This is a genomic window from Candidatus Photobacterium acropomis, from assembly GCF_030685555.1.
In the GTDB taxonomy this organism is placed as follows: domain Bacteria; phylum Pseudomonadota; class Gammaproteobacteria; order Enterobacterales; family Vibrionaceae; genus Photobacterium; species Photobacterium lucens.
Genome location: NZ_CP131609.1, coordinates 2925422 through 2946273 on the forward strand (window position 1 = coordinate 2925422; position 20852 = coordinate 2946273).

Consider the following 20852-nt stretch of genomic DNA (forward strand, 5'->3'; position numbering starts at 1 on the left):
ACGTCCTCGTTTAAACATTTAATGGTGGAACTTCACGGTCTCGACGAGCGTAGAATTCTTCTACAAACGCATCGAAACGATCTTCTTCAATTGACTTACGGATACTTTCCATCAAACGTTGGTAGTAGCGTAAGTTATGAATAGTATTTAAGCGTGCACCTAAGATTTCATTACACTTATCTAGATGATATAGGTACGCTTTTGAATAGTTACGACAAGTGTAACAGTCACAATGCGGATCTAAAGGCGTTGTGTCTGTTTTATGTTTCGCATTACGGATCTTGATCACACCACCAGTCACAAATAAGTGACCATTACGGGCATTACGTGTTGGCATTACACAGTCAAACATATCAATACCGCGACGAACACCTTCCACTAGATCTTCAGGTTTACCTACGCCCATAAGGTAGCGAGGCTTATCTTCTGGAAGTTGTGGACATGTGTGCTCAAGAATACGGTGCATGTCTTCTTTTGGCTCACCTACTGCTAAGCCACCAACTGCGTAACCGTCAAAGCCAATATTTGTTAGACCTTCAACAGACACATCACGTAAATCTTCGTAAACACCACCTTGAACAATACCGAACAGTGCATTTGGGTTTTCAAGTTTGTCGAAGTGATTACGGCTGCGCTTAGCCCAACGTAGTGACATTTCCATCGATTTCTTCGCTTCTTCGTGCGTCGCTGGGTATGGCGTACACTCGTCGAAAATCATTACGATGTCAGAACCTAGATCTTTTTGAATTTCCATCGACTTTTCAGCGTCCATGAAAATCTTGTCACCGTTTACAGGGTTACGGAAGTGAACACCTTCTTCAGTGATCTTACGTAGAGAACCAAGGCTAAATACTTGGAAACCGCCTGAATCGGTAAGAATAGGACCTTGCCATTGCATGAAGTCATGTAAATCACCGTGTAATTTCATTACTTCTTGACCTGGGCGAAGCCATAAGTGGAAAGTGTTACCTAACAGGATTTGCGCACCTGTGTCTTTCACTTCCTCAGGCGTCATACCTTTAACTGTACCGTAAGTACCCACTGGCATGAATGCAGGCGTTTCTACTGTACCGCGTTCAAACTGCAAGCGACCACGACGAGCGCGTCCTTGAGTTTTATCTAATTCAAATTTCACAAAACCTCCAAAAGCCAGAGAAACAATCTGACGAATTTCCCATTACAGGACCTAGCTCCACCAGCACATGCTGAGAAACCACATAAACAATCATGATAATGATGATTGCCAGCTTAGCTTTAGCTACATTAATTACAAGATTAACTAAAGCGTAGCGGAAGAACGTCATGCTGTGACTGGGTTATATAACAGAATTTATACTAAGCCACAGACACAACAAAGGCTGCAATTGTAACAAAAAGCAGCCTTAATCTTTACTCGTTATAACAAGCGTAAAACTATCGGGTTTTACGCGTCTTTACGAGTAATGAACATTGAATCACCATAACTGAAGAAGCGGTACTTATTTGCCACTGCTTCATGATAGGCATTCATGGTATTTTCATAGCCAGCAAAAGCGCTAACTAACATAATTAGGGTTGATTCTGGTAAGTGGAAATTAGTAATTAATACATCCACTAACTGGAACTGATAACCAGGGAAGATAAAGATATCAGTATCACCAAAGAATGGCTTAAATTCAGTACCTTTCTTTAATGCATCTTGGGCTGCACTTTCTAAAGAACGCACTGACGTTGTACCCACAGCAATAACACGACCACCGTTAGCACGCGTTTCATTAACTACAGCGACCACTTCTTCAGGTACTTCAACATATTCTGAGTGCATGTGGTGATCATTGATGTCATCCACACGTACAGGCTGGAATGTACCTGCGCCAACATGCAAGGTCACAAACGCAAAGTTTACACCTTTTGCTTTCAGATCAGCCATTAGCTTATCGTCAAAGTGTAAACCCGCCGTTGGTGCGGCTACTGCGCCCGGTTTTGCATTATAAACCGTTTGGTAACGCTCTTTATCTGCATCTTCATCAGGACGATCAATGTAAGGCGGTAATGGCATGTGACCGACGATATCAAGGATCTCTAGTACTGTTTTATCGCTGTTAAAGCGAATTTCAAACAGTGCATCATGACGTGCAACCATTTCAGCGGAGAATTCACCATTTTCACCCAACAATAATTCATTGCCAGGCTTTGGCGGCTTAGAAGCACGAACGTGAGCCAAAATAGATTTGTCATCAAGCATGCGCTCAACTAGCACTTCAATTTTGCCACCCGACGCCTTATGCCCAAACATACGCGCAGGGATCACTCGAGTATTATTAAATACAAGTAAATCGCCCGGTTGCACAAGATCTAACACATCTTTAAAGCATTTATGTGCTAATTCACCCGTATTACCCGTCATTTGTAGTAAACGGCTTGCGGTACGTTCTGGTTGAGGATAACGAGCAATTAACTCGTCTGGTAGTTCAAAATCAAAATCTGAAACTTGCATTGTATTACGCCCTAAATCACAGCAAGCCGGCATTATATACTTAACTTCCCCCAAGATGCGAAGCCAACTGTTATTTCACTCGATTAAAATGGATAATTTTCGCTAAACCATTAAAACGAACGCTCACCACTTCCACTTAACCCAAGCAATATCCACATAGAATATATTGAAATATTTGATATTCATCATGCGTTTTTGCAACGCAATTCGATATATTGAAGAAAAGAAAAGAAAAGATAAGCAAATCACTCGTCTATTTGCTGTTTTAACCGCACTTGCATGGAGGTTAATATGTTCACAGTTGCTGATATGATGACACCCCAACCTCGAACCTTATCACGCAATGATACTTTGCTGGATGCAAAGGAAATGATGGAGAATTTATCTATTCGTCATATTCCTATTACTGATCATAATAATGAATTGATAGGACTCGTTAGCCAGCGTGATATTCTTTCCGCTCAAGATTCAAATCTCAAATCTATTATCGAAAACCCGCTATCCTCAACACTGGATGTTTTACTTGATCATTCAATGAACACAAAAGTAATGAGTGTTGATTATCGTGCAGGATTAAAACAAGCCGCACTGTATATGCAAAAACATAAAATAGGCTGTTTACCTGTAGTAAAAGAGAAAAAACTGGTCGGTATTATCACAGATTCAGACTTTGTCGCGATTGCGATTACATTAATAGAAACACTGGAAGAAGTTGATCCTATTGAGTCTGATTTCGAGATGTTAGACGAATAAAAAAGGGGAGCGTCATGCTCCCCGATGATAACGTAATAGTCAGTACTCATTTAAAGCTGCGGCCCATACTTAAGTACTGCTGATAACAACACTTTGCTAGGATAGTTAGTAAACACGTTATCTTAAAAATATTATTCATTGCGATGCAGCTTAATTACTTAAATTGATCTTCTTCTGTAGAGCCAGTCAGTGCTGTTACTGAAGAATTACCGCCTTGAATCGTATTAGTCATGGTATCGAAATAGCCCGTTCCCACTTCTTGCTGATGCGCAACGAAGGTATAGCCTTTCTCTGCAGCCTCAAATTCAGGACGTTGTACTTTCTCAACGTAGTGACGCATCCCCTCACCTTGCGCGTAAGCATGGGCTAATTCAAACATGTTAAACCACATATTATGAATACCCGCTAAGGTAATGAACTGGTACTTATAGCCCATGTCTGAAAGCTCTTGCTGAAATTTAGCAATGGTTTCAGCATCAAGATTTTTCTCCCAGTTAAACGATGGCGAACAGTTATAAGCCAGTAACTGATCTGGGTATTGCGCATGGATCGCTTCTGCAAATTTACGTGCTTCTTCTAAACATGGAGTCGCAGTCTCACACCAAATTAAATCTGCGTATGGTGCGTATGCTAAGCCACGAGCAATCGCCTGATCGATGCCAGCACGGACACGGTAGAAACCTTCTGCAGTACGATCACCAATAATGAAGTCTTTATCATATGGGTCGCAATCTGACGTTAATAAATCCGCAGCATTGGCGTCAGTACGGGCGATCACGAGTGTTGTTGTACCAGCCACATCAGCGGCTAAGCGGGCAGCGACCAACTTTTGCACCGCTTCTTGAGTAGGCACAAGTACCTTACCGCCCATATGACCACATTTTTTCACCGACGCTAACTGATCCTCAAAGTGAACACCAGCAGCACCTGCTTCAATCATGCTACGCATTAACTCATAAGCATTGAGTACGCCACCAAAACCCGCTTCCGCATCAGCGACAATCGGTAAGAAATAGTCAACACCATCTTCTGGGTTACCACCGTTAGCCCATTGAATTTGATCAGCGCGACGGAAAGAATTATTGATACGTTTTACTACAGCAGGTACAGAATCTACTGGGTACAACGACTGATCTGGATACATAGTCGATGCGGTATTATTATCTGCTGCCACTTGCCAGCCTGATAAATAAATCGCTTCAATACCGGCTTTTGCTTGCTGAACAGCTTGCCCACCCGTTAATGCGCCCAAACAATTCACATACCCTTTTTTCGCTTCACCATTAACTAATTGCCATAACTTGTCAGCACCACGCTGAGCAATAGTATTAGCTGGAGCAAACGAACCGCGTAGATTAATGACTTCTTCCGCACTATAAGTACGCTTAACATGTTTCCAACGTGGGTTTTCCGCCCAGTCTTTTTCAATTGCTTCAATTTGCTGTTGGCGTGTTAATGTCATAATGGTATCCCTCGTATCTATCCGCTTTCATCCGTTGGTATGACGGTTAATTGATACTAATTTTCAACATACATCTGGTACTGCGACCCTCAACCACCTCGGATTCTCTTTGTTACACAAACGCTATGGCGCTTAATTCAAATATTCATAACCATGCAAGGTTAAGAAGTTTTCTAACTCTTCACTGGTAGTCAGCTTCGCCATCAATTCCGCCGCTTCATCAAAGCGCCCTTGATTAAAGCGAACATCACCTAATTCTTCTTTTAAGACCAACATTTCTTCAGCTAACATTTGCTCAAACAACGCTTTAGTAACCACTTTGCCATTTGATAATGCTTGCTTGTGTTTGATCCATTGCCAAATCGAGGCACGAGAAATCTCAGCCGTTGCAGCATCTTCCATTAATCCGTAAATCGGCACACAGCCATTACCAGAGATCCATGCTTCAATGTATTGCACCGCAACACGAATATTATGACGCATTCCCTCTTCTGTTCGTTCACCATCACAAGGCGCTAATAACTCATTTGCCGTAATAGGCGCATCGTTATCACGAGTAATATCTAATTGGTTTTTACGATCACCCAATACGTGATCAAATACGCCACATGCGGTATCAGCAAGTCCTGGATGCGCAACCCATGTACCATCGTGACCATTGCTTGCCTCAAGTGCTTTATCAGTTTGAATTTTATTTAATACCCATGCTTGGCGCTGTGGATCTTTAGATGGAATAAAGGCAGCCATCCCTCCCATAGCAAAAGCACCACGACGATGACACGTGCGAACTAACAAGCGTGAGTACGCATTAAGAAAAGGCTTTTCCATTGTTACGACTTGGCGATCAGGTAAGATGCGATCTGGATATTGGCGTAAGGTTTTTATATAGCTAAAGATATAATCCCAACGACCACAATTAAGCCCTACAATGTGCTCTTTTAGGTTAAATAAGATCTCATCCATTTCAAAAACAGCAGGCAGTGTTTCAATTAACACAGTGGCTTTGATAGTGCCTCGCGCTAATCCAAATTCATCTTCGGTATAGCTAAATACATCACTCCACCATGCCGCTTCTCGATATGCCTGTAATTTTGGTAAATAGAAATATGGACCACTGCCTTTAGCTAATAAGGCTTTTTGATTGAGATAAAAGTACAGCGCAAAGTCTAATAGCGCCCCTGGAATGGGTTTACCATTCCACAGCACATGCTTTTCGGGTAAATGTAACCCTCGAACTCGGCATATCAATACTGCTGGATCATCGGCTAATTGATAATGTTTGCCATTCGCTGGATTAACATAATCAATGGTGCCATTAACTGCATCTCGTAAATTACGCTGTCCTTCGATCACTTCATTCCATGCTGGTGCAAAAGAATCTTCAAAGTCAGCCATGAACACTTTTACATTGGCATTAAGCGCATTGATCACCATCTTGCGATCAACAGGGCCTGTAATTTCCATGCGTCGGTCTTGTAAATCTTGAGGAATATTTTGAATTTTCCACTCAGCTTGACGAATAGATTCTGTTTCAGGATCAAAGTCAGGTAATTGACCTCTATCAATCTGACGCTGACGCTGTTCACGATCTTCTAGCAGCAAAGGAATACGCTCAGCAAAACGATCAACCAAACGTTCTAAGAAAAGTAATGCGTCATCCGATAAAATCTCACGCTGCGATTCTGTAAGCGGTTGCTGTAATGATAATTTCATTTGGTAGTTAGATTGAACGGCTGTATCTGTCATAACGCCCCATCCTTGTAACTTAATCACCACTTTTATCAATAAGCCGTAGTGAGCTTTTTATAAGCATTATTGCTTAACCTGTTCTTTACGTTGCAGCAACATATAGCAAAAAGCAAATCCACGCCTTCTATTTTAAAATAATAAAAAACAACAAAAACCAATATTAACAGCGACTTAAACAAATAAGAGTAAAAACTCAAAACACTAAATTAAAACAAAAGGCAGTAAATAACTCGGAATAGATACTTTGTTTTAAAAACGATACTTTTTGTATGTAGTTACGTAATTTAATTACACAATAAAAGAATGAGTAATTAGTAATATTTTTCGTTTTAAACATCGATACTTTTATTATTAGAAAATAATTACTTGATTTTTTTAAGGTAAATAAGGGGAAGATAGAAAGGAATTAAACAGTGTGAGATCTTAGTGATAATATTCACAATCCTTTGTTTTCTTCACGAAACAAAAAAAACCGACAAAACAGCATGTTAAAGCCAATTAAGCAAACAGAATAATAATCTAAATATAGTTATAAACCAGAGTTTTAGTCCAAATTATATCTTTTTTTTACTTGAGATAATTTTAAATAAAAAAAACCTGAAAATATGCCATTTTTTATCATTGATAATAATCACAACAGCACATAATTCAGGTCTTTAACCGCATTCATTCAGTCACTCTTTAGACTAAAGTAGCGTTTCAACAATCTCAGCTAACTTTTCAAACGTCTTTAAGCGACTTGATGTTGGACGCCATACTAAGCCAATTTCACGAAATGCCGCTTGGCCAGGTGGCTCAATCACCACAAGATTTTGGTTATCTAAAATCCCATGCTCAATCGCCATCTGTGGGATAAAGGTTGTTCCTAACCCATTAGCGACCATTTGCACCAAGGTATGAAGGCTGGTTGCTGTAAAAGGGTTAATCTTTTCTTTGGTCGTTAATCGACACGCAGACACCGCATGCTCGGTTAAACAATGCTCTTTTTCTAATAGAAAAACCGACTCATCAGGTAAATCAGCATAACGTAACGGCACTGATACACGTTCAGCTTGGTTTTTACTGATCACCATCTTAAAAGCATCACGACCAACGACTTTACTACTCATACCATTAATTTCGACTGGCAACGCAAGGATCAATACATCCATCTCACCGTTACGTAAAGCCGCTAATAAATTGGTCGTCGTATCTTCTCGCAGTAATAAGTTAAGTTTTGGATACAGTCGGTTAACTTCTTGGACTAAATCGCACAATAAGAAAGGCGCAATAGTTGGAATACAACCCACTCGTAGCGGCCCTTCCATTCCATCACCGGAAGAACGAGATAGTTCTACCAAATCTTGGCTGCGTGCAAGCAATTCTCGTGAACGAACCACGACTTCTTCACCCATACTGGTGAATACTAATGATTTATTATCACGCTCAATTAGCTGACAATCTAATAAATCTTCTAAGTTTTGGATCCCTGAACTAAGTGTCGATTGGCTCACAAAACACTTTTTTGCCGCTTCGCCAAAGTGACGGGTTTCCGATAAAGTTACTAGGTAATGCAATTGTTTTAACGAGGGAAACTTATTCATCGTATTTTTCGATTACTTCAATCTGTTTATTCCGCTTTTTTCAATTTAACAGTTTGGCTATAGTTTGTCTCGTCCAAGTATGGAGCTAACCAAAGAAGGTTGGCAAAACCCCAATATTTTAGGAGCACCAAAATGGTACTAGTAGGTCGTCAAGCACCAGATTTTACTGCTGCAGCTGTTCTAGGTAACGGCGAAATCGTTGATAACTTCAACTTTGCAGAATTCACTAAAGGTAAAAAAGCGGTAGTTTTCTTCTACCCACTAGACTTCACTTTCGTATGTCCATCTGAGCTAATCGCTTTTGACAAGCGTTTCGAAGATTTCCAAGCGAAAGGCGTTGAAGTAATCGGTGTTTCTATCGACTCACAATTTTCTCACAACGCATGGCGTAACACTGCTGTTGAAAACGGCGGTATCGGTCAAGTTAAGTACCCACTAGTTGCTGACGTTAAGCACGAAATCTGTAAAGCTTACGACGTTGAGCACCCAGAAGCAGGCGTTGCTTTCCGTGGTTCTTTCCTAATCGACGAAGACGGCCTTGTACGTCACCAAGTTGTTAACGACCTACCACTAGGCCGTAACATCGACGAAATGCTACGCATGGTAGACGCACTAAACTTCCACCAAAAACACGGTGAAGTGTGTCCTGCACAGTGGGAAGAAGGTAAAGCAGGTATGGATGCATCACCTAAAGGTGTAGCGGACTACCTATCTGAGCACACTTCAGACCTAGGTAAGTAATTACCTAATAACACCACGCTCAACGGTGTTATCTGACAAGAAGCAAATAAAAAATAAAGCTAATTAAGTCAGCTTAAATAAAAGAATAATGAGGCTCGGAGCATACCGAGCCCTTTTTTTATCTGTAATTTATAATCAACCGCACAGATCCCCTTCCTGCTATTCGCCCCTTCTAAAGCAATCATCTACACTGCTGATCATTCTTTTCTAAGCGATAAAACAGTATGTCTATCCAACTTGAAGTCTGTATCGATAATATTGAATCCCTGCATTATGCCCAACAAGGCGGCGCAACCCGTATTGAGCTTTGCTCTTCATTAACTCTCGGTGGCTTAACGCCAAGCTCTGGCTTTATGGCGTTAGCTGCTAAACATGCAAAAGTCCCTGTTTATGCCATGATCCGCCCTCGCCAAGGGGATTTTCTATTTAGTAGTGAAGATGTTGAAATCATGCTGGCTGATATCTATGCTGCACGAAATGCAAAGTTACAAGGGATTGTGATTGGTGCACTTACCGAAGATGGTCATATTGATAAAGATATCGTGGCAAGCTTAGTCAAAGAAGCCAATGGACTTGGCGTGACTTTTCATCGTGCTATCGATCAATGCGTTGAGCCCTTTGCAGCACTTGATACCATCATGCACAACGGCTGCGAACGAGTACTAACCTCAGGCCTCGCATCTAATGCTCCTGCTGGTAGCAAGATGATAAAAGAGATGGTGAATTACTGCGGTAATAGGCTCAGTGTTATGGCTGGTGCAGGTGTTAATCCCGACAATGTGCGTAAGCTGATCACCGCTACGGGTATTCATGAAGTCCACTTGTCAGGTAAAACCACTCGTCCTAGTGCGATGACAAATATCTCAGCAAGTGCTCATATGGGAAGTGCTGCACTTGATGATTTCCAGATCCCTGTAACCAGTGCTGAAACGATTAAAGCGGTCGCTCTAGAGCTTAACCAGCTATCACAGTAGTCAAACTATTAAGCAAAATAAAAGGGCGCAGTGACTCTATATAAAATCAATGCGCCCTTTAAAATCTCTTTGACTGCAACAGCTTTTAAGCTAGATCCTTACAAGATATTTTTTATATCTTCTGGGTTGGTATGGCGAATATCTTTACCTTGCACGAAATAGATAATGTATTCACAAATATTCTGACAACGATCGCCTACACGCTCAATCGAACGTGCCGCCCACATCACCTTCATCACACTTGGGATGGAATCTGGATCTTCTTTCATATAAGTCATTAGCTGACGAATAATCGCTTCATATTCACGGTCAATACGATCATCGGTTTGGTACACATCAATCGCAGCTTTAACGTCCATACGTGCAAAAGCATCTAACACTTCATGCAGCATTCGTACTGCGTTTTGCCCTAAGGATTCAAGTGAGGCTAACAAGTTATATTGCTTCGTGGTGAAGTTACCTAATGCTACTTTCGCAATGCTTTCTGCCACATCACCGATACGTTCAAGATCGGTAATGGTTTTAATGATCGCAATTACAAGGCGTAAATCACTGGCCGTAGGCTGACGCTTAGCAATAATGCGCGTACAAGCTTCATCAATCGCCACTTCCATAGCATTCACTTTGTGATCGTCTTGGATCACTCGCTTCGCTAATGTTTCTTCTTGTTTATGTAGCGCTTTTAACGCATCAGCCAATTGCTGCTCAACCAAGCCGCCCATGGCTAATACATGGGTACGAATACTTTCTAGCTCATGGTTGAACTGACCAGAAATATGACGACTAAGACTAATGTTGTTTAACATGATGGTATTTCCTTAACCATAGCGCCCTGTAATGTAATCCTCAGTGCGTTTTTCTCTCGGGGTGGTGAAAATATCATTGGTGCTCGAATATTCCACCAGCTCACCCATATATATAAAGGCTGTTTGATCTGAAACGCGCGCTGCCTGTTGCATGTTATGCGTTACGATAATAACGGTATATTTGGCCTTTAAATCATTTATCAACTCTTCAATAGTCAATGTTGAGATCGGATCCAATGCAGAGGTTGGCTCATCAAGCAGTAAAATTTCAGGTTCAATAGCAATCGCACGAGCAATCACTAAACGTTGTTGCTGACCACCTGATAAACCAAAGGCGTTTTCATGTAGGCGATCTTTTACTTCATCCCATAATGCAGCCGCTCGCAGTGCGCTTTCTACCGCATCATCTAAAATACGCCTCTCGCTGATCCCTTGTAAGCGTAAGCCATACACCACATTCTCATAAATGGATTTAGGGAAAGGATTAGGACGTTGAAATACCATACCAACTCGACGACGTAATGAAGCAACATCGACTTTCGGATCATAAATATTCTGACCATGTAGCATGATTTTACCATCGATATGGCAACCTTCGACCAAATCATTCATGCGATTAATACAGCTTAATAACGTCGATTTGCCACAGCCTGAAGGGCCGATAAATGCCGTCACCTGACCTTTAGGGATCCGCATATTGATATCAAACAACGCCTGTGTTTTACCATAATGCAGGTTAAGCCCTTCAATCGATAAAGCGGTTTGTTCATCTGGTAATGAAGAGAGATCGACAGGCTCAAATAAGCCCATTGATGGTGTCACTGAATGCATAATCTTCTCTCTATAAATAATCAAAAATCTACTACGAAATTACTGCTCTAAAGCGCGGAATTTCTCACGTAGATGATTACGGATCCCAATTGCCGTTAAGTTCAAGCTGACAATTACGGTCACTAATAAAAACGAGGTAGCGTAAACCAAAGGTCTTGCTGCCTCTACGTTCGGGCTTTGGAATGCAACATCATAGATGTGATAACCCAAGTGCATAAACTTACGATCTAAGTGAACAAAAGGGAAATGCGCATCAACAGGCAGTGTCGGCGCCATTTTTACCACACCCACTAACATTAACGGTGCTACTTCCCCTGCCGCACGAGCAACCGCTAAGATTAACCCCGTCATAATCGCAGGGCTTGCCATTGGCAGAACAATTCGCCATAAGGTTTCAGCTTGGGTTGCGCCTAACGCTAACGAACCATTACGGATCGAGCTAGGAATACGCGATAAGCCTTCTTCAGTCGAGACAATCACCACGGGTAATGTCATGATCGCAAGGGTTAAAGCTGACCATAAAATACCGGGAGTACCAAAAGTTGGAGTGGGTAATTGTGCCGAGAAGAACACATCATCAATGGTGCCCCCGACCATATAAACAAAAAAGCCTAAACCAAACACACCGTAAACAATCGACGGCACACCTGCTAAGTTGATCACCGCCACTCGGATCAACTTAGTAAATGAATTATTACCAGCGTATTCATGCAGATAAATCGCGGCTAATACCCCTAATGGCGTCACCATCACGCTCATTAGTAGCACCATGAAAACAGTACCAAAAATAGCAGGGAATACCCCACCTTCAGTGTTGGCTTCTCGTGGCGCTTCAGTTAAAAACTTATAGACTTCACTACCCCAGTGCTGGAATTTCTCAACAAAGGTGAGATTGTTGGGATACCAAATATCAAGTACCTGAGACATAGGTACAGTGATCGTTTTACCTTGGCTATTACGCAATAACAAACTTGCACTATCTAACTGTGCTTGAAGCGCAAATAAGCGATTCTCTATATTCTTGTAGATCGTGTTGTAATTAAGCTCATCACGTTCAATACGGCTTTGCTCTTCCGCTGTTAGCTTGCCTTTCAGTGCTAACTGGCGTTTTTCAAGACGCAGTTTTTCTAAATGCCAATTAGCATCAGCTACCTCTACCGATTGTAATGTTTTCAGCTCTTTGCGAACGCTTGATGCTTCAGCTAAGGCTTCTGGCAAAAAATCCATATTATTACGGACGCCATCAGCAATAATCGCCATTGGGTAACCATAAAACTTACCGTTCGTTTCACGATCAACAACAGCGATGTTATCAGCAATTTTCTGCTGCTTAATTTGACTATTAAGCACAGTGATAAAATCACCACCTGAACGTTCACGATTACCTGTTTTGATCAAATAACGCATCTCAACAGGCTCAGATAGCTGCGATACATCCACACCCGCTTCACGCAACTGCTGAAGTGGGATCGCTTTGCTGTCGTATAGCTCTCCGATCACGGTTTGAGTTTTACCTGCGACATCAATATCAAATTGATAAACCGGCGACGGCCAGAAATAGCTCAAGCCTTTATAGCCAATCAACAGCAATAAACCTAATACGGCAACAAGACTGATACTCACCGCACCAGCTGTTACCCAAATCCAAGGCGAGCCTGATTTAAACCATTTAATCATGAACGTACCACGTCCTTATAATGAACTGTATTTTTCACGTAGACGCTGCCTCACAACCTCTGCAATCGTATTGAAAACAAAGGTAAACACAAATAACACAAATGCGGCTAAGAAAAGCACTCGATAATGCGAGCTTGCCACTTCAGATTCAGGCATTTCAATCGCAATGGTGGCTGCTAATGTTCTTAAACCTTGGAGTAAATTCCAATCCATGATCGGGGTATTACCGGTAGCCATCAGTACAATCATGGTCTCACCGACTGCACGACCTAACCCCATCATCACCGCAGAAAAAATACCCGGACTTGCCGTTAATAACACGACTTTAGTTAAGGTCTGCCATTGCGTTGCACCAAGGGCTAATGAGCCTTTAGTTAAATGTGGCGGCACAGAAAACACTGCATCTTCAGCAATCGTAAAGATGGTTGGGATCACAGCAAAGCCCATGGCGATACCGACGATTAACGCATTACGCTGATCGTAACCAATACCATAATGTTGCGATAAATAGCTTTGTAAATCGCCCCCCAATAATTGCTGAGATAACCAAGGGCTGACAGCAAAACAGCCATAGCCCACTAACACAATCATCGGGATCAACAAGGCAATATGAAAACCATTTGGAATACGTGAACGCCAGCGTCCCGGCAGCATCGACCAAATAAAGCCAATCACTATCATACTGATCGGCAATACAATAAAGCTCAGTGCTACGCCTGTTAAGTTTTGATCAACAATCGGCGCTAACCAAATGCCAGCAAGAAAGCCCAATATTACCGTGGGTAACGCTTCCATTAATTCAACGGTTGGCTTAATTAAGCGTCTTACTTTTGATGACATAAAGTACGCTGTATAAATCGCCCCAGCCAATGCTAATGGGATCGCAAATAGCATCGAAAACACAGCCGCTTTTAATGTACCAAAGATGATGGGAACCAAGCTCAACTTAGGCTCAAACTCATCACTGGCAGATGTCGACTGCCATACATAATCTGGCTCAGAATAGCCTTCATACCAAACTTTCTGCCATAGTGAAGAGATACCAATATCAGGGTGCGAGTTATTCACTTTATAGCTTTGCCATTCCCCATTATCGATGGTTAATAACACATTGGCTTTAGGTGAAATAGCAATCTCTTGCGGCACTTTATCAAATACCTGATGTTGATAAATCACATCACGCTCAGAAGTATAATAAGCAGATACTCGCCCATCCTTCTGCACCACAAAAAAACCTTTGCGGTAATACTCCGGCACAATTTTCACAATTGGACTAGCTGAAAAGTGAAAGTCACGAACGTTAATGAGCTGACGCTTACCCTCTTTCACCACCTCAAACCACTGTGAAATCGTATTATTGGAATTAGTGATCAACAGAGAATTAGCACCAGACAATAAATCGATACGCTCAGGTTGAACGGATTTATCCGCTGATAATGGTGTTTTCGCTCTTAACTCTGCTTGCTGATGATTCAAGCTATAAGTAAACAAGGTGGAATCGCTCAATACATACAGCGTCTTACCATCAGGCGTTAATACAAGTTGCTCCACCTTATTAGGCATATCACGCACTTCAAATAACGACTGATGCCATGCTTGATCTGGATTTATCGTTGAGTCCGCTTTTACCAACCGAGCTAAATATAGCTGATGCTGCTCAGTATAAGCTGCCAGCATGATGAGGTTATCACGCCCAGATATGGCAAGTTGTTCTACCTTTGTTGGCGTAGGAAGAACCGTTAATGGCGTCTTACCAATCGGGTAATCCAATACAGGAAATAACTGCTTTTTATCGTTTTCAAACGTGAAGTTAAAATCAGCTTTGGCAATTTTTATCTTGCCACCTTTCATGGCATAAGCCACTAAGCCGTCACGAGGCAGACTGGTCGCAAAAGCTGTCGGATCATTAACGATAGTGCGCTGTTTAATCACTTTACCAGCAGTAGATGAAGGCGATAAACGGATGAAGTCAACCTGCCCATCCGTTGTGAAACGATAGGCTAAGGTATTGCTTTCATCGATACCTACTTGCGCCGTTTGTCCTGGCAGCACTAAGGAAAACGAGTGGGTGGGTTTTACCGAAACAGAAGAGAAAATAGGTACGATAACGTAAAGCAGATAGAAAAAGATCAGCACTAAAGTCACTAGCACAAAGATGCCGCCAGCAGTTACCCCTAACCGTGCTAACTTGTCTTTCACTCGGCGAAGCTGATTTTCTCCCATTAAAAATGAACTGGCATGTGCCATTATTACCTCAAGCCTATTTATACGCACTAAAGTGTATTGCTATTTAATGACACTTTTATTACAGGAAATGTTTCTAAAATTCCACATCGCGCAAATTTATAAATTAATGCTGAAAGAAAATGTTACGCCAAATAAATGAATTATGACTACTTACGCATTTACTCATTTACGTCCTAACACACCATAGACAGCCTAAATGGTTGTTAGGATAATTATTAATAACAATCAATCAGTTTGTTGCTTTATTGTCAGTTCACTAGCAACCAATAATAAGGAAATATGTAATGAAACAACTCATTATTACTGTTATCGGTAAAGATAAAACCGGATTAGTAGAGCAACTCTCAGATACGGTTTATAACAATGGCGCAAATTGGCTCAAAAGCTCATTAACCCAGCTCAGTGGGCAATTTGCAGGCATTGTACAAGTAGAAGTTTCAGCTCAACATATTCAACAACTTAGCAGTGCATTATCGCAAATAGACGGTCTTCAGATCCATATCGTCGAGGCACAAATCAAAGCTTCCTCACAACAGATCATGCAGAAGCTAACCGTTACAGGTAACGATCGGTTAGGTATTGTTAAAGAAGTAACCACTCACCTACACCAACTAGGCGTGAATATCTACAAACTCAAAACCAGTACCAAAAGTGCTCCTAACTGGGGCTACCCTATTTTCAAAGCGCAATTTCAGCTCGAACTACCCGCCGATCTCGGCATAGATGTCGTGCAAGAACAACTTGAATTATTAGCTGATGACTTAACCATAGATATTGAGCAATAACATCAATTAACGCTGTAAAACAGGTGCTGATGAACAGCACTCAATGTAACGCTTATCCCTTATCTTTACCATGATATTTCAAAGCGAAATATCAATACCGCCATACCCGAAGTACAAGGATGAATACCGCGAATGAACACCAACGATCTATATATTGAAAAAGAGTTAAGTTGGCTTTCTTTTAACGAACGTGTATTACAAGAAGCGGCAGATAAATCTGTCCCTTTAATTGAACGTGTACGATTTCTCGGTATTTTTTCTAGCAATACAGATGAGTTCTACAAAGTACGTTTTGCTGATGTAAAACGCCAAATTTTAATAAATGAAGAACAAGGTGGAGGCGATCAAGCCAAACAGCTATTAAGCAAAATTCAAAGTCGTGTACTGAAGCTCAATCAAGACTTCGATACCCTTTATAATGAAATTCTGCTCGAAATGGCGCGCCGTCATATCTTCTTAGTTAACGAATTACAGTTAGAAGACAGCCAAAAAGCATGGCTAAAACATTACTTCCAACAAACAATTTTACCGCATGTCACCCCAATATTACTGACTGACGATGTTGATATTCTGCAAGTATTAAAAGACGAATATTCTTATCTTGCGGTAGCGATAAGTCGTGGTGATGAAACCCACTATGCTCTGATCGAAATCCCAACCGATCAGCTTCCTCGTTTTGTTCAATTACCGAAAACCAAAGGTAAACGACACAAAACGTTAATTTTACTCGACAACATTATTCGCCTTTGCATCGACGATTTATTTAATGGTTTTTTTGAATATGATGCCCTTGCCGTCTATGCAATGAAAATGACCCGAGATGCCGAATACGATCTAAGCCAAGAAGTTGAACACAGCTTATTGGAACAAATGTCGGAAGGCTTAAACCAACGCTTAACAGCAATGCCTGTTCGGTTTGTTTATCAGCGAGATATGCCGGGTGAAATGATCAACGTACTGTGCGATAAGCTAAAAGTCTCTAGCTACGATAGTGTGATCCCGGGAGGACGCTACCATAACTTTAAAGACTTTATCGGCTTTCCGAATGTCGGCAGAAGTTACCTTGAAAATAAAGATCTCACACCAATTGAAAGCTATCATTTCAAATCGGCTCGTAATGCCTTTGATGCCATCAAAGCACAAGATATTTTACTCTACTATCCGTACCACACCTTTAGCCATATGACAGAGCTGGTACGCCAAGCTTCTTACGATCCCAAAGTACGTAGCATTAAAATCAATATTTATCGTGTAGCGAAAAACTCACGGATCATTGATTCAATGATCGATGCCGCCAACAACGGCAAGAATGTCACTGTGGTAGTAGAGCTTCAAGCTCGCTTTGATGAAGAAGCCAATATCGAATGGGCACGACGATTAACCGAAGCTGGAGTGAATGTGATCTTCGGTGTGCCGGGGTTAAAAATACACTCCAAACTATGTTTGATCACCCGAAAAGAAGGCAATGAACTCGTTCGTTATGCGCATCTTGGTACCGGTAATTTCAATGAAAAGACAGCCCGTATTTATACCGATTTTTCACTATTAACATGCGATAAATCTATCACCGATGAAGTCAAACAAGTATTTGGTTATATCGCTAACCCTTATCGCCCCGTTAACTTTGAACAACTCATCGTTTCACCACGTAACTCACGCTCACGTTTATACGAATTAATCGATAGAGAAATTGCTCACGCCAAGCAAAACTTGCCATCCGGTATTACACTTAAGGTCAACAACCTTGTTGATAGAGGCTTGATTAATATGCTGTATCAAGCCAGCAACAATGGCGTAAAAATCAAATTAATCATTCGTGGTATGTGTTCATTGGTACCGGGGATTAAAGGGATCAGCGATAACATCACCGCGATCAGTATCATCGATAGATTTTTAGAACACCCTCGCGTCGCTGTATTTGAAAACAATGGTGATCCTGATGTTTATATTTCATCAGCAGATTGGATGAGCCGTAACATTGATAATCGTATCGAGGTGGGTTGCCCAATTAAGTCCCCAACACTCAAACAACGCATTATCGATATTCTCAACATTCAACTGTGCGATACCGTAAAAGCCCGTGTGATTGATGAAGGGATGCACAATCATTATGTACCTCGTGGTAATCGTCGCAAAATTCGCTCACAAACAGCCATTTATGATTATCTGAAACACAGCGAAAAACGACTCAAAAAGCACGCTGAAAGAGCAGAGAGACACGATGACAGAAAATAATCACTCTTCCCTACCTCGTGAGATTGCCGCTATCGATCTAGGATCGAATAGCTTTCATATGGTAGTAGCACGTATTGTGGGACAAAGCTTGCAAATCGTTAGCCGCCATAAGCAGCGTGTTCATCTCGCATCTGGGCTTGATAAACAACAAAACCTCGACCAAGCAGCGATCAACCGTGGCTTAAGCTGCTTGGCAATGTTTGCTGAAAGACTGCAAGGGTTTGAGCCTGAAAATGTCCGTATTGCAGCAACCTATACCCTACGACAAGCACAAAATGCCCACGTTTTTCTTCAGCGTGCCGAGCGTATATTACCCTTTCCGATTGAAATCATTCCCGGCACTGAAGAAGCCCGTTTGATCTACCTTGGTGTGGCGCACACTCAGCCAGATAAAGGCAAGAAACTGATCATTGATATTGGTGGTGGTAGTACAGAGCTAGTGATTGGTGAAGAGTTTGACACTCATATTCTTTATAGCAAGCACATGGGCTGTGTCAGCTATAACAAACAATTCTTTACCAATGGCAAGTTGAGCCATAAAAACATTGCTGCTGCACAATTAGCGGCAAGACAAAAACTCGAAAGTATCGCCAATAAATACCTTGATATTGGCTGGGATAAAACCTTAGGTTCATCAGGCACTATCAAAGCCATTCGTGAAGTATTAATTGCCCAAGGGCACAGTGATGGTGTGATCACATCAGCGAGGCTGACACAACTGCTTGATGATATCAGCGCATTTAAGCATCAAGACGATCTTAATTTACCGGGATTAAGTGAAGACAGAAAGCCTGTCTTTGCCGCTGGGTTAGCCATTCTTAGTGCGATTTTTGAAGCCCTCGATATTCAAGATATGCACTTTTCCAGTGGCGCATTGCGCGAAGGCTTGCTGTATGAAATGGAGCAACGTTTCCGCCATTCAGATATTCGTGTGCGCACCGCAACGGCGATGGCAAAGCAATACAATATAGATGTTGCCCAAGCCAAACGAGTACAAACTACAGCCGTTGATATTTACAATCAAATAGAGACACAACCAGGCATCAAGAAAACGGAGCTATCAACCTTGCTGTCATGGGGCGCATTACTCCATGAAGTTGGGTTAAGTATCAGTTATCCAGGCTTTCACCGCCATAGTGCTTACTTACTTCGCTATAGCACAATGCCTGGCTTTAATTTAGAACAACAAACCGTATTATCGACCTTAGTACGCTTTCAACGCAAAGCATTAAAACTGGCTGAAATGCCAGAGCTCACCATCTATAAACGCAAGCATCTTTATCCATTAATTCGTACCCTTCGCTTGGCTGTGGTATTCAATGGTCAACGCAGTGATGAGCCTCAACCTAAGCTGAAAGTAAGCGCTAACAATGAGCATTGGCAACTAACGTTACCTGACGGATGGACAAAGGAAAATAAGCTACTGGCAGCCGATCTGAAAACAGAACAAGAATATTGGCATAAAGCCGGATGGGAATTAGACGTTAACGAATTAGACTAGAAAGAAAAACGCCAGCAAATTAAATGCTGGCGTTTTTCTTAATCTTTTAATAGACCGAGTTTTGCTAAGTTTTGCTCTACAACAGCGACAGGCAATGGGATATAACCATCTTTTTGCACAATTTTTTGACCGTCACTAGAAAGGATAAAACGTAAGAACTCACCTTCCATCGGCGCTAACGGTTTATTCGGATGCTTATTCACATAAACATATAAAAAGCGCGACAATGGGTAGCGTCCATTAACGGAATTTTCAATTGTCGCTTCCACATAATCATTCCCTTCACGGGCAACAGGGATCGCTTTAATACCTGTTGTTTTATAGCCAATACCTGAGTAACCAATAGCATTTAACGATGTTGAGACAGATTGAACAACAGAGGCCGATCCCGGTTGTTCATTAACGTTATTGCGAAAATCGCCACGGCATAAAGCACGCTTTTTAAAGTAACCATAAGTGCCTGATACGGAGTTACGACCAAACAATTGAATGCCGCGATTTTGCCAACTCCCCGTTAAGCCTAACTGTCCCCATTGATTTATAGGCTCTAATCCACCACAGCGCAAAGTACGAGAATAAATCGCATCTAATTGCTCAAAGTTGATCCCTTTTAATGGGTTATCTTCATGAACAAAAACCGCTAATGCATCCACTGCCACTTTAATGGCCGTTGGCTTATAGCCATATTCTTGCTCGAATGCTTCAACCTCTTTGGTTTTCATCATTCGGCTCATCGGGCCGATCTGTGCCGTTGCTTCAACCAAGGCAGTTGGAGCTGTTGACGAGCCTGCAGTCTGAATTTGAATATTCACATTCGGATAACGACGCTTAAACTCTTCAGCCCAATAAGTCATTAAGTTCGCTAGGGTATCTGAACCTACAGAAGATAAGTTACCTGATATACCACTGACTCTTTTATACGGCATTAAAGCAACATCAGACGTTTGCGCATAAGCGCCTGTGCTGCCGCTAAGCCACAGCGCAGTTACCATCCCCAAAGATTTAATCGTATTAAGCGTACTTCTCATGTGC

16 protein-coding genes are annotated in these 20852 nt (G+C 41.7%); 6 read left to right on the forward strand and 10 right to left on the reverse strand.

The features are described from left to right. Positions 1–10: 10 nt before the first annotated feature. Together tgt and queA are read right to left on the reverse strand one after the other, a co-directional pair. On the reverse strand, positions 11–1135 hold the full coding sequence (gene tgt / locus Q7657_RS20170; protein ID WP_008987761.1) for a tRNA guanosine(34) transglycosylase Tgt: 1125 nt from the start codon (positions 1133–1135) through the stop codon (positions 11–13). 288 nt (positions 1136–1423) lie between these two features. After that, positions 1424–2476 (reverse strand): tRNA preQ1(34) S-adenosylmethionine ribosyltransferase-isomerase QueA, encoded by a 1053-nt coding sequence (gene queA / locus Q7657_RS20175; RefSeq protein ID WP_107165541.1) that lies wholly within the window; start codon positions 2474–2476, stop codon positions 1424–1426. A gap of 291 nt (positions 2477–2767) precedes the next feature. On the opposite strand from queA, the gene Q7657_RS20180 reads away from it, so the two are divergent. Continuing rightward, positions 2768–3229 (forward strand): CBS domain-containing protein, encoded by a 462-nt coding sequence (locus tag Q7657_RS20180; RefSeq protein WP_107165542.1) that lies wholly within the window; start codon positions 2768–2770, stop codon positions 3227–3229. Between the two features lie 154 nt (positions 3230–3383). On the opposite strand, the gene aceA is transcribed toward Q7657_RS20180, so the two are convergent. The 3 genes from aceA to Q7657_RS20195 form a co-directional block, all read right to left on the reverse strand. Then, the gene (gene aceA, locus Q7657_RS20185) at positions 3384–4691 is read right to left on the reverse strand and encodes an isocitrate lyase (protein WP_008987765.1); all 1308 of its coding nucleotides are present in this window, start codon (positions 4689–4691) and stop codon (positions 3384–3386) included. Between the two features lie 132 nt (positions 4692–4823). Continuing rightward, the gene (aceB, locus tag Q7657_RS20190) at positions 4824–6437 is read right to left on the reverse strand and encodes a malate synthase A (RefSeq protein ID WP_107165543.1); all 1614 of its coding nucleotides are present in this window, start codon (positions 6435–6437) and stop codon (positions 4824–4826) included. A gap of 689 nt (positions 6438–7126) precedes the next feature. Beyond that, entirely contained in the window at positions 7127–8023 is an 897-nt protein-coding gene (locus Q7657_RS20195) for a hydrogen peroxide-inducible genes activator (protein ID WP_008987767.1), read from the reverse strand. Between the two features lie 132 nt (positions 8024–8155). Here Q7657_RS20195 and Q7657_RS20200 point away from each other — a divergent pair, with 132 nt between their 5' ends. Both Q7657_RS20200 and Q7657_RS20205 read left to right on the forward strand, forming a co-directional pair. After that, positions 8156–8764: a peroxiredoxin C gene (locus tag Q7657_RS20200; protein ID WP_008987768.1), complete on the forward strand. Its 609-nt coding sequence runs from the start codon at positions 8156–8158 to the stop codon at positions 8762–8764. Between the two features lie 224 nt (positions 8765–8988). After that, a complete protein-coding gene (locus Q7657_RS20205) occupies positions 8989–9738 on the forward strand; it encodes a copper homeostasis protein CutC (RefSeq protein ID WP_107165544.1) in 750 nt (249 codons plus the stop codon). Positions 9739–9836: 98 nt separating this feature from the next. Here the strand turns inward: Q7657_RS20205 and phoU are convergent, their stop codons facing one another. Genes phoU through Q7657_RS20225 form a run of 4 tightly spaced genes read right to left on the reverse strand, consistent with a single transcriptional unit; the run spans position 9837 to position 15299 of the window. Beyond that, on the reverse strand, positions 9837–10544 hold the full coding sequence (gene phoU, locus Q7657_RS20210; protein ID WP_107165545.1) for a phosphate signaling complex protein PhoU: 708 nt from the start codon (positions 10542–10544) through the stop codon (positions 9837–9839). Positions 10545–10556: 12 nt separating this feature from the next. Further along, positions 10557–11375: a phosphate ABC transporter ATP-binding protein PstB gene (gene pstB / locus Q7657_RS20215; RefSeq protein WP_107165546.1), complete on the reverse strand. Its 819-nt coding sequence runs from the start codon at positions 11373–11375 to the stop codon at positions 10557–10559. A gap of 39 nt (positions 11376–11414) precedes the next feature. Then, a complete protein-coding gene (gene pstA, locus Q7657_RS20220; RefSeq protein WP_107165547.1) occupies positions 11415–13052 on the reverse strand; it encodes a phosphate ABC transporter permease PstA in 1638 nt (545 codons plus the stop codon). 15 nt (positions 13053–13067) lie between these two features. Then, the gene (locus Q7657_RS20225; RefSeq protein WP_107165548.1) at positions 13068–15299 is read right to left on the reverse strand and encodes an ABC transporter permease subunit; all 2232 of its coding nucleotides are present in this window, start codon (positions 15297–15299) and stop codon (positions 13068–13070) included. 284 nt (positions 15300–15583) lie between these two features. On the opposite strand from Q7657_RS20225, the gene Q7657_RS20230 reads away from it, so the two are divergent. The 3 genes from Q7657_RS20230 to ppx all read left to right on the forward strand — a co-directional run bounded on the left by Q7657_RS20230 (position 15584) and on the right by ppx (position 19820). Continuing rightward, positions 15584–16084, forward strand: coding sequence for a glycine cleavage system transcriptional repressor (locus Q7657_RS20230; RefSeq protein ID WP_045068139.1), 501 nt, complete (start codon positions 15584–15586; stop codon positions 16082–16084). A 132-nt stretch (positions 16085–16216) separates the two neighbouring features. Beyond that, a complete protein-coding gene (ppk1, locus tag Q7657_RS20235; protein ID WP_107165549.1) occupies positions 16217–18319 on the forward strand; it encodes a polyphosphate kinase 1 in 2103 nt (700 codons plus the stop codon). Then, positions 18306–19820 (forward strand): exopolyphosphatase, encoded by a 1515-nt coding sequence (gene ppx / locus Q7657_RS20240; RefSeq protein WP_107165550.1) that lies wholly within the window; start codon positions 18306–18308, stop codon positions 19818–19820. The genes ppk1 and ppx overlap by 14 nt, the downstream gene beginning before the upstream one ends. A 38-nt stretch (positions 19821–19858) precedes the next feature. On the opposite strand, the gene Q7657_RS20245 is transcribed toward ppx, so the two are convergent. Then, positions 19859–20848 (reverse strand): PstS family phosphate ABC transporter substrate-binding protein, encoded by a 990-nt coding sequence (locus tag Q7657_RS20245; RefSeq protein ID WP_498827379.1) that lies wholly within the window; start codon positions 20846–20848, stop codon positions 19859–19861. Positions 20849–20852: the final 4 nt, after the last annotated feature.